General features: G+C 48.5%; 3 protein-coding genes. All 3 read left to right on the forward strand.

Annotated elements, in window-relative coordinates:
- Positions 1–21: 21 nt before the first annotated feature.
- The 3 genes from ACO6VG_RS24010 (at position 22) to ACO6VG_RS24020 (ending at position 15,535) form a co-directional block, all read left to right on the forward strand.
- The gene (locus ACO6VG_RS24010) at positions 22–5,853 is read left to right on the forward strand and encodes a hypothetical protein (protein WP_422475983.1); all 5,832 of its coding nucleotides are present in this window, start codon (positions 22–24) and stop codon (positions 5,851–5,853) included.
- A gap of 98 nt (positions 5,854–5,951) precedes the next feature.
- Positions 5,952–12,074: a hypothetical protein gene (locus ACO6VG_RS24015; RefSeq protein WP_422475985.1), complete on the forward strand. Its 6,123-nt coding sequence runs from the start codon at positions 5,952–5,954 to the stop codon at positions 12,072–12,074.
- Between the two features lie 83 nt (positions 12,075–12,157).
- Entirely contained in the window at positions 12,158–15,535 is a 3,378-nt protein-coding gene (locus ACO6VG_RS24020; RefSeq protein ID WP_422475987.1) for a hypothetical protein, read from the forward strand.
- The last annotated feature ends 167 nt before the right edge of the window (positions 15,536–15,702 follow it).

Below are 15,702 nucleotides of genomic sequence, written 5' to 3' on the forward strand. Positions count from 1 at the left end.
ACTCAGCTCTATGGTTGTAGAATGACAAATGCTCACCTCAATGCGTTAGGCCTTGCTGTAGCCGTTGTAATCAGCTCTTCGATCATTGCTGCAGACGCAGTGGCTGGTCGCAGACTGCAGACAAAATCTGTCGATATTTCGGACAATGGACATGTGGAGTTTACCCAGAGTGAGGTCATGGTTGGACCCACTTTAGGTCATAACCGGCAGCCAATACCCAAATCCTTCACAACCACCTACCCTGATCAGACTCAGGCCAGAGCGGGCTATGTCGTTCCCTCTGAAGGTTTCACGGACGTTTTTCCCGGTATTGATGGTGGCGTTTCCAGCGTTGATCTGTTTGCAACAGGTGAGAATAACGTTGCTCAGAAGTACACCAAAGTCCTGAAGGTCTCTGATGAGGAAGTCTTCAGGATCACCCATAGTCTTGCAGAAAAGAAACTGGTCATTGCAGTCAGAAAAGGAATGACCGATCAGGATTCAATTGCGGCGGTTCGTGCTCAACTGGGTGACAACCTGCAATTAGAACCCCTGACAAAAATCGCCAGTCCCGAACAACTGGCCGGAGTGCTCAGAGGTGCACATGAAAGAGCGGGAAACCTTGGCGAAGCTGATAACTATATTGACCTCGTCACTATTGAAGTAGGCGAAGTTGATGTGAGCGGGCGTTCCTTCATGCGCCTTATCGCCGGAGGCAATCAGCCTCCCAAACTGCAGCGTCTGGGCCAATCGCTCTTTGTCAATGATGAAGCGCTTTTAGCAGCTACCACCTCTGCTTATATCCAGGTCCATGTTCTGGGGAATGATTTACAACAGGATACTCTGGACGCTCTGTTGTCATACCAGAAACCCGTAGGCTATGTCGTACATGTCGAGGATGAGACACAGGTTTATCCTGTGCCTGCTGGTTATCCAAAACTGGAAGTGACTGAGACTCCGGGAAAGATTATTGTTTTCCGAGGTCAGAAACAAAACCCGACCGATGTCGCTTTTGTGGAAGGTCTCTATGACATCTGGGATAAATATGACTGCAATGCCCCCACTCCTCAAACAACAGTACGGGTTAAAAAAGACAAGGCCAAAAGCTACCAGTACGTTATTCGAAGCAGGCAGATGGCAATGCTGGAGGAGTTCGCTGAACGGTACAATGCCGGACTTGACTCGGGTGAAGGATACGATGAGAAACTGGGGACGCTTGCATTCTTCGAATATCTTCAGCAGGCACTGACCAGTGCTACTTCAATTGGAGCAGATGAATTTGAATTAACAATGCCACACGTCGGATTCACCTCGCTGTACATCATGCCAACCTGGATGCATATTCAGTTCGCTAAACACTTCGGCTTCAAACCTGCGCTTAGAAATTTTCTGACCAGTCAGCATTTTGTTCAGGATACTCACGAAGTAATACCCGTTTTCAACAAAGCCAATAGCGATTATTTTTATAATGAGCCGTCCAGCGATTCTTTTGACAAAGGCGATAGATTTGCCTCCAGGCTCATTGGCGATTTTGCCGGGGAGCTGCTTGAGATGGAAAGCAAGCTGGAAAAGCTGAAGACAATAGAGGCCAGGATCGCAACAGAGGATTCTTTCATCGGAGCCACAAAATCTGTTCTGACAGCGGCTCTGGGTATTGAACTGAATGAAGATAACACACCAGAAGAACGCGTCGCCCTGGAGTCAACCTTACATTCCAGGCTCTTCAGACTTGCAGAGCTGGAGAAAGAGCTGGATGACATCAGAACACCAGGCCACCCCAAAGCCATGCCGGAGGTACTTGAAACACTGAGTGACGTGGAAAAAGCCCTTGAGATGAGTGATCTTGATGAAAACAACGATGTTTATATCCGTCGCCATGGGATTTCTGAAGACATGCATAGATTCATCAGTAACGCCAGACAGCGGTTAGAGGAATTTGCTCTGGACCTTCTGAAAGCCACAGCAGAAGTACTCAACATCAAAATCAGTGAAGAGGATGACAAAATAACAAGATTGACCAAGGTTCGTAGAATACTTGACGGCGATGACCTCTCCGATGACATCCTGGATGAGATAGATAATACCCTCTGGACCTATCAAAGCGAAGCTATGGACGAGAAGGACCTCAAATTCATAAAGCTTGTCGCACATCTTCGCTACAAATTTGGAAAATCGGGCCCGGGTGAGCGAGCCATAGAACAACCGGAACTGCTGGAAGCAATAGAAGAAATACTCAACATCAGGTTCAATGAAGAGAATGACCAGGCAGCAAGACTTACCTGGATTCTTGCAGCAATTGATGACGATAATATACCGGAATCCATTCTGGATCAGATACATCAAACCCTCTGGAAAGAAGCCAGGACAACTCTGGACGACAGGGGTCTCAAACTAAAGATGCTTCATGCGAGTCTTGCCTATAATGTTGAAGATTTGTACCTGGATGAACAAGCCAAAGAAAATCAGATAAATCTGCTCGACGCTATAGAGTTCGAGCTGGGTATCTGTCCTCATGAAAACGTTGCCGCCAAAAAAAGAGGCCGGGCTTCCATTGCCAAACTGGCCAAAGATCTGAATATAGTATTTGAAGAGAATGATAACCTGTCAGATCAGAAGGAGGTTCTAAGAACCGAAATTCAGACATCCATGGATAAGCTACACAATGTTTTTGATGAAGGTATCAAAAGAGCCATAAACAATGAAATGGCTCATCAACTCGATATTAAGGATTATGAAGAAGACGCCACTATAGACGACCAGAACAATCTGATTGGAACAAAACTCCAACAGCTGGATAACGAAGTTTTCAATGCAGGCTGGCCTGACGTTGATGAGCGTATTGAAGCCATTGAAATTGAGCTTGACAAGCTAATGGCTCGTCTGGGCCCTGAACCCCGATACGTCCTTGATCGTAATGTTGCCTATGCCAGAAAGATATTAAAAGAAGCTGAAAGAATGCTGGCAGGTGTTCGCAGCAAACTGAGCGTTCTTTGCCGAAAAAAAATGGTAATTCTGGCTCATCCTGACGTCGGTACTGCTAGCGTGGATGAAGACGCAAAGCTTCTCATTCAGGCAATAAAAGAAATTCAGCTTGAATTAGGCCTGCCTGCAGATAGCGAGCAAACCATTCGAGAGCAAATAGACGACATTAAACGCATTCTGCGACGAGACAGTGCAAATAGACGAAAAGAAATCTTTGATAAACTGCATGCTGTCGTAAAAGCTCATAACATTCGGATTAAAAGTGACCTCGGTTTACTGGAAGAAGATGATTACTATATTGCCATTTCAGCCTATGCGGATACCCATGCCCTGGACAAAACCAATGAAGTTGAGGATGAACTGTCTGTAACCAGAAAAAAATACACTCAGATCACGGAATTCCTGCATGAGCACGACAGGAGAAGTATGGAATTCACCAATGCCCGGCTTGAACAGACGAATGCACAAGAGGATCTGGACCGAAAAAGACAAGAGATGATCAATGTTGGAGGCAGCGATCTGCCGGATTTAGTCCTTGAGCAGAAAAGTCAGGCTGTCTCAAAAGCAGAAAACGCTCTGAGGGATTATCATAGAGCGGCTCTTGACGCCGCTGAAGAAGCCGCAGGTCTCAAACCAGAGGCATCTGACAGCTATAAAGACCGGGTTAATGCCCTGAGAAAAAAACAGCTAAAACTGGGTGGTGATGATGGTAATGGCGGCAAGATCTGGCAACTGATTCAACAGGCCCGTCTGGAAGCTGAGATGGATGTCAGGGAAGCAGACATTAAGAAAATAAAGCAAGTCCTGAAGGCTGCAAGGGAAGCTGTCGAAAATGACGGTGGTCCATTCCAGTACACGCCGGAACAGGCAAAAGTTCGGGCCACTATGGATGCTTTCACAGAACAGCACTCTCTCAAACAACAGGCACTGGATGCTGCCCTGGGTCTGGCACAATTAGCATCAGAAAGCGGTAAGACAGTGCACTGGATTACGACTTTCGATTTTGACGATGAATTGGCCCCCATTTATTTGCGGGCGATGGTTGGAGACAACCTGACTTTTAATCAGGCCAGTCGGATTGTGGAAATCTTCACAAGGCTGAAGACGAGCTTCCCGGAACCCGTTCTCAAGGCTTCAGAAGATCAGCCTCTGAATGTCCTGGAAGAAGTCTACAGACTTGTGTCCAGGGCCAGAAATGAGATGGGAAGTGGGGCTCAACAATACGACGACGAAATTCATGGCATGGGCAAAAGAGCCATTCACTTTATCGAACATGAACCGGGTAGCCTGAAAAGCTTCCCGGAATACTTCGCTGCCCGTTCTGCCAGTGGTAACAAAATCACGGCTTTGCTTCGTGAAGGTCTGATCAGCAAGGACGAACTCGAGAACTACATAAAGGCCGTCAGAGGGGTCGACGATTACCATACAGTGGATGAATTTGAGCACTTACTTGGCTACAAACAGGGTATCAAGGTGCCTGAGTTCAGGAAGGTTGTCCAGTTACTGTCCGACAAGGGTGCTGAGGAATTCATACAATGTGCCTTTAATTCTGTAACCGTGACTGCCACCGGCCCGGCAGGTATGAAAGAGTCTGTTGCCGGCATGAAAGAGTATGCAGTTGCTATCATCGCCAACTATGTTCTTGACGATATTGCCTTTGAAAATGGCCGCAGGACAGCAGCGTTTCTGGCCAATATTCAAGATGCCCTGACGCCTTATGCCGCTGCTGCTGGCCTGCACGAATCAGACCTGATCAAGGCTATCCATAACACATTAATACAGGCCCATACCGCAGCGGTTGAGCATCAGTTAAGTGATTACTGGTTCAAACCTTCAGCCTTTCTGGTACAGGCTGTGACCTGGTACTACTCCAGCTACAAACCTCTCCTGGTGACTCACACCCTCTCGCAGGCTGCCAGACTGTCCCTCTCAAACATGTCATTCCTCTATCTGCTGGACCTGACCAACAGGGGTGATTATCTGCACAGAATGCTCACACCTTTCCAGCACTGGCTGGAACGCTATAGTGTTGATCTTGACCGAACCGGACAATATGCCTACCACAGTGGCATTGAACGAATCTCCGAAGTGGGCGGACTGACCATGCCACTGGGTAAAGCCGCTTCCTCAGGCATTCTGTTGAAAACCGGCTCTATGCTGTTTGCCAGACAGCACTATGCCAATCCCCACAGGTATCGCAGTATTTCCCGTCTGGCGCCCGAAATAATGAAATCCATGGGTTCCGGACAAGGGATTCAGGTACCACTGCTGAACCGGGTGACACCACAAAAAGTGAAAACCCTGGCTTCTGTTACAGCCGGTTTCGTACTGGGCCCTATTGCCACTGCCGGTGTATACGCCCACAGCCTTATATCCGGGTTTACCTATGCTCAGACGTTCGGATTTGCCCTGGCGTCGAGCCTCACTTTTGACTTCTTTATGAACGACAACAAGATGCTCACTCAATGGCTGGGTGGACCTCTGGGCCGAAGCCTTGACAGGATTAATCGCTGGATAGCCGTGGGTGAAACCCGGGATGCATATGTGCAACGTACGGCTATTGCTTCGCCTCAAGGCTTCAGTGAAACCGATGCAGCCTATGCAAACCGCGTTAAAGCAAGTGACAGGATGCATGGCTGGACCCGACACGAAAATTACCTGCAGTTCCGTGAACGCCGCGATCGCACCATGAAACTGTTTGAGAATGGCTGGGAGAAATACTTCAGGGAAAATGTGCCTAAATGGTCCTTCTCCCATGCAGAAAGCATTCCTTACTTCTACACTCTTGGAGCCTTCTACGAATGGCAAAAGGGCGATGATCAGAAAGTTCACGGTCATGATAAGAGAAATGCCCCTCAAGCAAACTTTCTACCTGCGGCCCCAGCAAACTAACTTAACCAAAAGCTGCATCCTCGCCTGTCGTTGCAATCACCTTTCACGGTAATAACGGTAACAACGGTAATAAAAGTACTCGACTTTGAGGTAGCAGAATGACAAATGCCCGCCCCGATGCATTAAGCCTTGCAATGGCCGTTACAATCAGCTCCTCCATCATTGCTACACAGACGCTGGCCGATCGCAGGCTGCAAATAAAGTCTGTCGATATTCAGGTCAATGAACAGGTGGAGTTTACCCAAAGTGAAGTCATGGTTCAGCCAACCTTAGGTCATGATCAGCAGCCTATCCCGAAATCCTTTACCACTAGCTACCCTGATCAAACTGAAATCAGAGCAGGTTATGAGGTTCCTTCTGAAGGCTTCACAGACGTTCTCTCTGGCATCGGGGCTGGCGTTGCCAGTGTTGATCTGTTTGAAACCGACGACAATGACGTTGCTCAGAAGTACACTAAAGTTCTCAAGGTCGGCGATGAGGGTGTCTTCAGGTTCACTCATAACCTTGCAGAGGAGGAACTGGTCATTGAAGTCAGAAAAGGAATGACCGATCAGAATTCAATTGCGGCTGTTCGTGCTCAATCAGGTGACATTCAACCATTAGAACCCTTAACAAAAATCGCCAATCGCGAACAACTGACCGGAGTACTCAAAGGTGCCAGCGAAAGAGCAGGAAGTCTTGGCGAAGCTGATCACTATGTTGCCCTTGCCACTATTAAAGTAGACAAAGTTGCAGTGAACGGGCGCAGCTTTATGCGTCATATCGTTTCGGGCGATCGGCCCCCTGAAATGCAGCGTCTGGGTCAATCGCTCTTTATTAACGATGAGGCGCTTCTGGCAGCCGCCACCTCTGCTTACGCCCAGGTTCATGTTCTGGGGGAAGATATACAACAGGAAGCGCTCGACAAACTCTTGTCGTACCATAAACCCGTCGGCTATGTTGTACACGTCGAGGATCACACACAGGCTTATCCTGCGCCTGCTGGTTATCCAAAGCTGGAAGTGGATCAGGCTTCGGAAGAGGTAGTTGTTTTCCGTGGTCAGAAACAGAATCCAACCAATATCGCTTTTGTGGAAAGCCAGCATATCCCCTGGGAACAGCATCAGTTTCTGGAGCTCACTGCCGAGGTTAAAAAAGCCAGCATCAGAAGCTACAGGCACGTCATCAGAAGCAGTCAAATGGCCCTGTTGGAAGAGTTTGCTGCTGATTTGGCTGCACAGCACGATGTCAAACTTAACGAAGATAAACTGGCTAAGCTTGCCTACTATGAAGCCTTTCAGCAGGCTTTAACCGCTGCTACTCCGGATGGAACCGATGAATTTGAGTTCACAACAGGATACATCAGAATCACTACATCGCTCATCACGCCAATCTGGATGCAGTTGCAACTCATAAAAAACTTCAGCTTCAAACCCGTACTTAAAAATCTTCTGACTAACTATAATTTTTTTCAGAATTTGCACAACTTTATATCCTTCGCCAACAGAATGATGAATCTCTTTGCTGATGCCGAAGAAACAAGGTTTTCTTCCTTTTCCTCTAAAGTCCTGGCCGACATTAGCGAACAGATGCTTGAGATAGTAAGTACGCAGGAAGAGCTGAAGGCAAGTAAGACCGAACTCATCCTGAGGGCCAAAAAATTAGAAGACAGGCTGACGGCAATGATCATTGCCAGCGATGAGGAAAAACAGAAACTGAAGCGAACCGAACAGACACTTGAGCATGAGTCTGAACGGCTTCGTCAAGATTTCCTGACGACGAAAAACATGATAGATCAGCTTCGGCAGGAGCTCAAACGAATCCCTGAACTGCAAAAACAGGTCAGAGATGCCCTGGCAGAAGTCGCAAAAGTTCGCAGCGCCCATGCGGCAGCAAAGCTTGGTATTGATGGCTGGGATGATACTCTGGCACCAGAAGAACAAGCCGGACTTCTGGAAAAAAAAATTCATGAAACCGGCCAATCAACCTATTATATTGCATCAGGTCAGCCTTGGGAACAGGATTTGAAAGCAACACTGGCAGCAATTGAAGGCCAGCTCGGCATTGTTCCGGACAATGAAAACAATCTGGGTGGCCGCTCTCAGTCCATTCTGGATCATCTGCAGCAACAGGCAGATCAGTCCAGTGAGGTATTCCTGAATCAACTGGCTTTCGTTGAAGGTCAACTCGGTTTGGTTACGAATAGCAATGATGACCCCGAAGCCCGTCAAAAGATCATTCTGGAGGAACTTTTTCTGCGATTGGAATTGCCTCGGGTCAGTCAACAACAACCTCGGCGTCAATATCAACAAAACCTGAAAGCACAGAAAAACCACTTACAGAAACTGCAGCAGATGATCAATCTGATTACAACGATGAACAAAAACGTTCGTGATGCCGAAGCAGAAAAAAGAGCAGATATCAACACTCAAGTGGCAGCAGAGCTTGGTATTGATAACTGGGACGATACCCAGCCCCTGGATAAACAAGCCAGCGCCATCAGAGAGAAAATTCTTGAAATCAAGAGATCGGTTGCTGCAACAGATGGCGCAACAGATGCCGCAGCAGTGCAGCCATGGGAAGAAGCGGTAAAAGCCAGACTGGCGCCCATGGAAAGCATGCTCGGTATTACACTGAACAATGAAAACGATCTGTATGCTTACTATCAGTCCATGCAACAGCAGCTGCAACAAAAGGCAGAACTGAACAATGTGGTAATCCAGAGTGTACTGACCAGCATTGAAAGTCAGCTCAGTCTGCCCCAGGACAATGGCAAGGATCTGGAAGACCGTCACCAGACCATTCAGCAACAGCTTAATCAACGCCAGGCCCTGATCGCTCAACAACTTATTCAACAACAGAACACCAGAACAAATGCTGAAAGAGACGCAGAAAAGCAAATCCGCTATTCAAACATTGCCGCATATTTAAACATTCAGGATTTTGATAGCAATGCAGATCCTGACGTTCTCCAAGAACAACTGATTCAAAATCTTGAGGCAATCAACGCTCAACAAGACAGTCTGCGTCAGCAACTTAAGGCAATGAGTCATAAGCTCAATAGGGAGGATTCTTACACCAAAGCCAGAAAAGACACTCTGCCAGTGGTTCTCGGTATTGATCCGTCCGAAGACACCCGTCTGCAAGACCGCACCAGTCTGGAATCAAAGGTAAATGACAGGCTCTTTGAGCTTTCAAAGCTGAAAATTGAACTGGAAGACATCAAAACACCAGGCCATCCCAAACTCATGCCTGAGGTATTGGCGACACTTCGTGACACATTAAGGGCCCTCCAGGGACACATTTACTTCGACCAAATGGACAGTGTGTATGTCCTTCGTCAGTATATTTCTGAACATATTCGGTTTTACATCAGAGAGGCCAGACGGCAGTCGGAGGAAGAGGTCCGGGTCAGACTGGACCATGTGGAAAGATTACTCAACATCAAAATTAATGAAGCTGATTACAAAACAGTAAGACTGGAAAGGATTCTAACAAGGCTTGATGCCGATGATATCTCCAATTACGAGCTGGACGAGATGCGCAAGGTGCTCTGGTGGGATAACAGGCCAGACTGGGAAGATCTGGAGGGAAACCCTTTGGAGGTGGATATCAAACGCACGACGATTCGTGATCGTCTTAATCATATCGTCGAAGCATCGGATCAGCGAGCCAGAAAACAACAGGAAAGTCACCTTATCGTTCTGGAGAACAAGCTAAATATCCACCCCCGTGAAAACCCTGCTGCTAAAGAGAGAGGCAAAAGTTTCACAGCAAAACTCCAACAGCTGGATGAAGAAGTTTTCAAAGCGGGTCAGCCTGACGTTAATGCGCGTATCGCAGCCATTGATAATGAGCTTGACAGGCAACTCGCTCGCCTGGGACCCAAACCACGATACCTGCTTGACCGTGATGCGGCCAGAGCCAGGTGGTTATTAGCAGAAGCTGAAAGTGAGCTGGATGTTTTTCATCGCAGACTGAATAGGCTTCGTAGCAATCAAGACTGCGCAAATGCCCATGGTCGGAGCGAATCCCATGAAGTCGAGGATGAACTCATTTTAACCGGGGAAAAGTCCTCTCAAGTCACGGGCAGGAATGAGGGTACTGTCGGCAAGGTCCGGCATCCGGTTCAGGAACAGGCCTATCTGGAAGATGAAATTGAAATCAGAAAAGCAGACATTGAGCGATTGAAGGAGGTCCTTGAGACTGCAGAACAGGCCGTCGAAAATGACGGAGGTCCCTTCCAGTATTCGCCGGGACAGGTAAAAGTTCGGACCGCTATAAACGCTTTCGCAGAGCAGCACTCTCTCAAAAAGCAAGCTCTGGAAACGACAATGGGTCTGGCACAGTTAGCACTGGAAAGCGATAAGAAAATACCACACCTTTCGACTTTCGATTTTGACGATGAATTTGCACCGATTCACTTGCAGGCACTGGTCGGAGACAAACTGACGTTTAAACAGGCCGGTGGGATTGTGGAAGTTTTCAAGAGCCTGAAGAAGGCCTTCCCGGAATCCTCTTTCCAGTCTGCTGGAGATCTGCCCGGGAATGACCTGCAAGAAGTCTACAGGCTTGTTCGCCGGGCCAGGCACGAAATGAAAAAAGGGGCTCTGGAATACGACGACGAAATTCGCAGCATGGGCAAAGCAGCCGTTCACTTCATTAAGCATCAATCAGGGTACCTGAAAAGCTTCCCGGAATACTTCGCTACCCATTCTGCCAGCGGTAACAAGATCATAAGTCTGCTGCGTGAAGGTTTGATCAGCAAGGTTGAACTTGAGAACTATATAAAAGCCGTCAGAAATGTCGACGGTTATCAGACAGTGGCTGAGTTTGAACACTTCCTTGGCTACCAACACGGCGTCAGGGTGCCTGAGTTCAGGAAGGTTGTCCAGATGCTGTCCGATCGGGGTGCTGATGAATTCATGCAAAGTGCCTTTACTCCTGTGCCCTCTACCGCCTCAGGCCCGGCAGGTATGAAAGAGTCTGTTTCCGGCATGAAAGAGTATGCAGCTGCAGTCATCGCCAACTACGTTCTTGACGATATTGCCTTTGACAATGGCCGCAGGATGGCAGCCCTCCTGGCCAATGTTCAGGATACCCTGACACCTTATGCCCATGCTGCCGGAATATCTGAGTCAGTCCTGATCGAAACTGTACATGGCACATTAATTCAGGCCCATGCCGCAGCGGTTGAACGACAGCTACTGGATTACTGGATCAAGCCTTCAGCCTTTCTGGTACAGGCTGTCACCTGGTACTTCTGCAGCTACAAACCCCTGCTGGCGGCCCATACCGCCGGGCAGGCCACCGCGCTGTCCCTCTCGAACATGTCGTTCCTCTATCTTCTCGATCTGACCAACAGGGGTGATTACCTGCACCGGATGCTGACACCTTTCCAGCACTGGCTGGAAGGCTACGGTGTTGATCCTGATCGAACTGGCCAATATGCCTATCACAGCGGCATTGAACAAATCTCTGAACTGGGTGGGCTCGCCATGCCATTGGGCAAGGCCGCGTCTTCAGTCATTCTGCTGAGAACCGGCTCTATGCTGTTTGCCAGACAGTACAACGCCAACCCGCAGATGTATCGCAGTATTTCCCGTCTGGTGCCGGAAATAGTGCAATCCATGAGTTCCGGACAGGGAGTTCAGATACCGCTGCTGCACAGGCTGACACCACAAAAAGTGAAAACCCTGGCCTCTGCCACAGCCGGTCTCGTATTGGGTCCGGTAGCCACTGCCGGAACATACGCCCATGGTCTTTTATCAGGATTCACCTATGCCCAAACCTTCGGATTCGCGCTGGCGTCGAGCCTGACTTTCGACTTCTTTATGAACGACAACAAGATGCTCACTCAATGGCTGGGTGGGCCCCTGGGCCGCAGTCTTGACAAGATTAATCGCTGGACAGGCGTGGGGGAAGCGACAGATGAATATGTAAAACGTACAACTATTGCCAGGCCCCAACGCTTCGATGAAAACGATGAAGCCTACGCAAACCTTGTTACAACAAATAACACCCTGTATGGCTGGACGCGGCACGAAAATTACCTGCATTTTCGCGAACGCCGCGATCGCACCATGAAACTGTTTGAGAATGGCTGGGAGAAATACTTTAGGGAAAATGTGCCTAAATGGTCCTTCTCCCATGCACAAAGCATTCCTTACTTCTACACTTTTGGAGCCTTCTACAAGTGGCAACAGGACAATAATAAAAAAGTGCCTGTTCCTGAGAAGTGAAATGCCCATCAATCGAGCTTTCGAACTGCCACCTCAGGCGATCAGCTTGAAACTGATGAGAAGTGGGACAAGTAGGAAAATCGATGAGCAATACCCGTCACAATGTATTAAGCCTTGCAGTGGCCGTTGCAATCAGCTCTTGCATCATCAATACAGAGGTACTGGCCGCTCGCAAACTGCAGACAAAATATGCCTGGCTTCTGGACAATGGCGGTTCTGAGGATACCCGCAGTGAGGTCATGGTTCAGCCAACTTTAGGTGATGACCAGCAACTAGTACTCAAATCTTTTACCACCACCTATCCCTATGCGCCTTCAGAAAATGACGACTATTCTCGTCCCGCTATAGGTATAAGTTTTACAGAAGCTCTTTATGGTATCGGTAATGAGGGCGTTGCCAGTGTTGATCAGTTTGAAACAGGCGAGAATGACGTTGCTCAGAAATATACCAAAGTCCTTAAGGTAGATGGTGAGGGAATCTTCAGGTTCACCCATAACCTTGCAGAAGAGGAACTGGTCATTGAAGTCAGAGGCGGAATGACCGAGCAGGATTCAGTTGCGTTTGTTCGTGAACATTTAGATATCAGGCCACCATTTGAACCCTTAACGAAAATCGCCACCCCCATGCAACTGGCTGATCTGTTGGAAGCTGCCAGTACCAGGACAGGAATCCTCAGCTCAAGTGATCACTATCTTGCCCTTGCTACCATCGAAGTCGAAAAAGTTGCAGTGGATGGACGCACCTTCATGCGCCTTATCGCTTCGGGCGACCAGCCCCCTGAGCGGCATCGTCTGGGTCAATCACTCTTTGTCAATGATGAGGCTCTTCTGGCAGCTGCCGCCTCTGCCTACATCCAGGTTCATATCCTGGGAGAGGATATACAACAGCAGGCTCTGAACGAACTATTGGCAAACAACAAACCCGTCGGCTATGTTGAGCACTTCGGGGATAACACACAGGTTTATCCTGTGCCTGCGGGCTATCCAAAGTTGGAGATAACAGAAGCTCTGGGGGAGGGTATTGTTTTTCATGGTCAGATGTTGAATCCCCATGATGTCGCTTTTGTAGAAAACCTCTATAAACTCTGGGTACAGTCCGGAGGTAATAACCCCGCCCCTGCAGTAATCACAATGCTTAGAAGATATAAGATCAGAAGTTACGAGTTCGTCATTCGAAACAGGCAGATGGCACTGCTGGAGAAGTTTGTTGCGCGGCGCAATGCTGGCGTTAACAAAGTTCAACCGACGATCCTTTCCCGCGAAGATAAACTGGCGGCGCGTTCACTTGCATTCTATGAATCTCTCCAGCAGGCATTGGCACTGGCTACTCCAGATAAAACATATGGAACAGAAGAATTTGAGTTCACACTGGAGCACATCAGAATCGCTTCATTAGTCATCACGCCAACCCAGATGTGTAATCAACTCGCAAAACAGTTTGACTTCAAACCCGTACTTAGAAATCTTCTTAAGAACCCGCACTTTTTTCAGATTATTCGCAAGGCGATACCCATCATCGGCGATATCAATGAAGCGCAGATCGATTCCGGAAAAGACGAAGAGTTTACTTCCAAAGTCATGATTGACATGGCCAGACAGCTGCTTGAGTTACACAACAACCTGGAGCAGCAACGGGCAAAAAAGACCAAATTCAAGAATCTGAACAGAAAATTACTTCGCGTAACGGCAGAAGAGCTTGGTATTGAGAACTGGGCTAACCTTCTGCCCAGAGAACAAGTCAGAACCATCAGCAAGAAAATTCAGGAAATCAAGCGGACGTTGGCCACAACCCTTGCTGCAACAGAACAGCCTGACTATGAAATTATCACTACAAAACTGGAAGGCCTTGAAGACCTGTTCGGTATTACTCCGGACAATGAAAATAATCTTGTTGCCCGCCTTCAGTCTGTTCAACAGCATATAAGGTATAAGACAGAACTGGACGACGAGGAGGCTCCGCAGAGACTGGACAACATGGAAACTGAGCTCGGCCTGATCTCTGACGAAGAAGATGCCCCGGAGGCTCGTCAACAGGCCATTCTGAAACACCTCGAACAGCAGGAAGCCCTGGTCAAGCGACACCTTCAGACAACCGTTACAGACGCTGAAAAAGCAGCGACTGAAGAGTCTGTGGGACTAAAATCAGACGCTTCTGAAACCAATAAACAACGGATTAATGCCCCGAGAAACAGGCAGGCAGAGCCGGGCGAGGGTGATACTGCCCCGCGCCCGGCAGGTATGAAAGAGTCTGTTACCGGCATGAAAGAGTTCGCAGCTGCAGTGATCGCCAACTACGTTCTTGATGATATTGCTTTTGACAATGGCCACAGGGCGGCAACATTCCTGACCAATATTCAGGATACCCTGACACCTTATGCCAATGTTGCCGGACTATCTGAATCAGACTTCATCAAGATTATCCATGGCACATTAATGCAGGCCCGTGCCGTAACGGTTGCACGACAGTTACTGGATTACTGGATCAAACCCTCAGCCTTCCTGTTACAGGCTGTAACCTGGTACTACTCCAGCTACAAACCCCTGCTGGCGACCCATACCAGCAGGCAGGCTGCCGGGCTATCTCTCTCAAACATAGCATTCCTCTATCTTCTGGATCTGACCAACAGAGGTGATTACCTGCACCGGATGCTGACACCTTTCCAGCACTGGCTGGAAGGCTACGGTGTTGATCTTGACCGAACCGGTCAATATGCCTATCACCGTGGCATTGAACAAATCTCTGAGCTGGGCGGGCTGGCCATGCCATTGGGCAAAGCCGCGTCTTCAGTCATTCTGCTGAAAACCGGCACCACGCTGTTTGCCCGACAGTACAACACCAACCCGCAAATGTATCGAAGCATTTCCCGTCTGGTGCCGGAAATAGTCAAATCCATGGGTTCCGGTCAGGGAGTTCAGATACCGCTGCTTCAAAGGGTGACACCACAAAAAGTGAAAACCCTGGCTTCGGCCACAGCCGGTCTCGTATTGGGTCCGGTAGCCACGGTCGGAACATACGCCCATGGCCTTTTATCAGGATTCACCTATGCCCAAACCTTCGGATTCGCGCTGGCGTCGAGCCTCACTTTCGACTTCTTTATGAACGACAACAAGATGCTCACTCAATGGCTGGGTGGGCCACTGGGCCGCAGTCTTGACAGGATTAATCGCTGGACAGGCGTGGGGGAAACGACAGATGAATATGTGAAACGTACGACTATTGCCAGGCCTCAAAGCTTCGATGAAACCGATACAGACTATGCAAACGGTGTTAAAGCAAACAACACTCTGTATGGCTGGACTCGACACGAAAATTACCTGCAGTTCCGCGAACGCCGGGATCGCACCATGAAACTGTATGAGGATGGCTGGGAGAAATACTTCAGGGAAAATTTGCCCAAATGGTCATTCTCCCATGCAGAAAGCATTCCTTACTTCTACACTCTTGGAGCCTTCTACGAGTAGCAACAGGGCAATAATAAGAAAGCGCCGGTGAATAAATCAGACAACAAACAACCACCAGCATTGTCACAGCAGTGACAAAACACCGGTTATGGAGACATGTGTAAGCTTACCTTCTGAGCCCACAGACATTTCTCCGTTAACGTAAAAGAGCCTTGAAGCCACTCGAA

This window comes from Endozoicomonas sp. ALB032 (assembly GCF_049310125.1).
Taxonomy (GTDB): Bacteria; Pseudomonadota; Gammaproteobacteria; order Pseudomonadales; family Endozoicomonadaceae; genus Endozoicomonas_A.

What these genes read in the sequence shown, in the direction of transcription:
- ACO6VG_RS24015 (WP_422475985.1), top strand. Translation starts at nt 5,952, where the DNA reads ATGACAAATGCCCGCCCCGATGCATTAAGCCTTGCAATGGCCGTTACA.
- ACO6VG_RS24010 (WP_422475983.1), top strand. Translation starts at nt 22, where the DNA reads ATGACAAATGCTCACCTCAATGCGTTAGGCCTTGCTGTAGCCGTTGTA.
- ACO6VG_RS24020 (WP_422475987.1), top strand. Translation starts at nt 12,158, where the DNA reads ATGAGCAATACCCGTCACAATGTATTAAGCCTTGCAGTGGCCGTTGCA.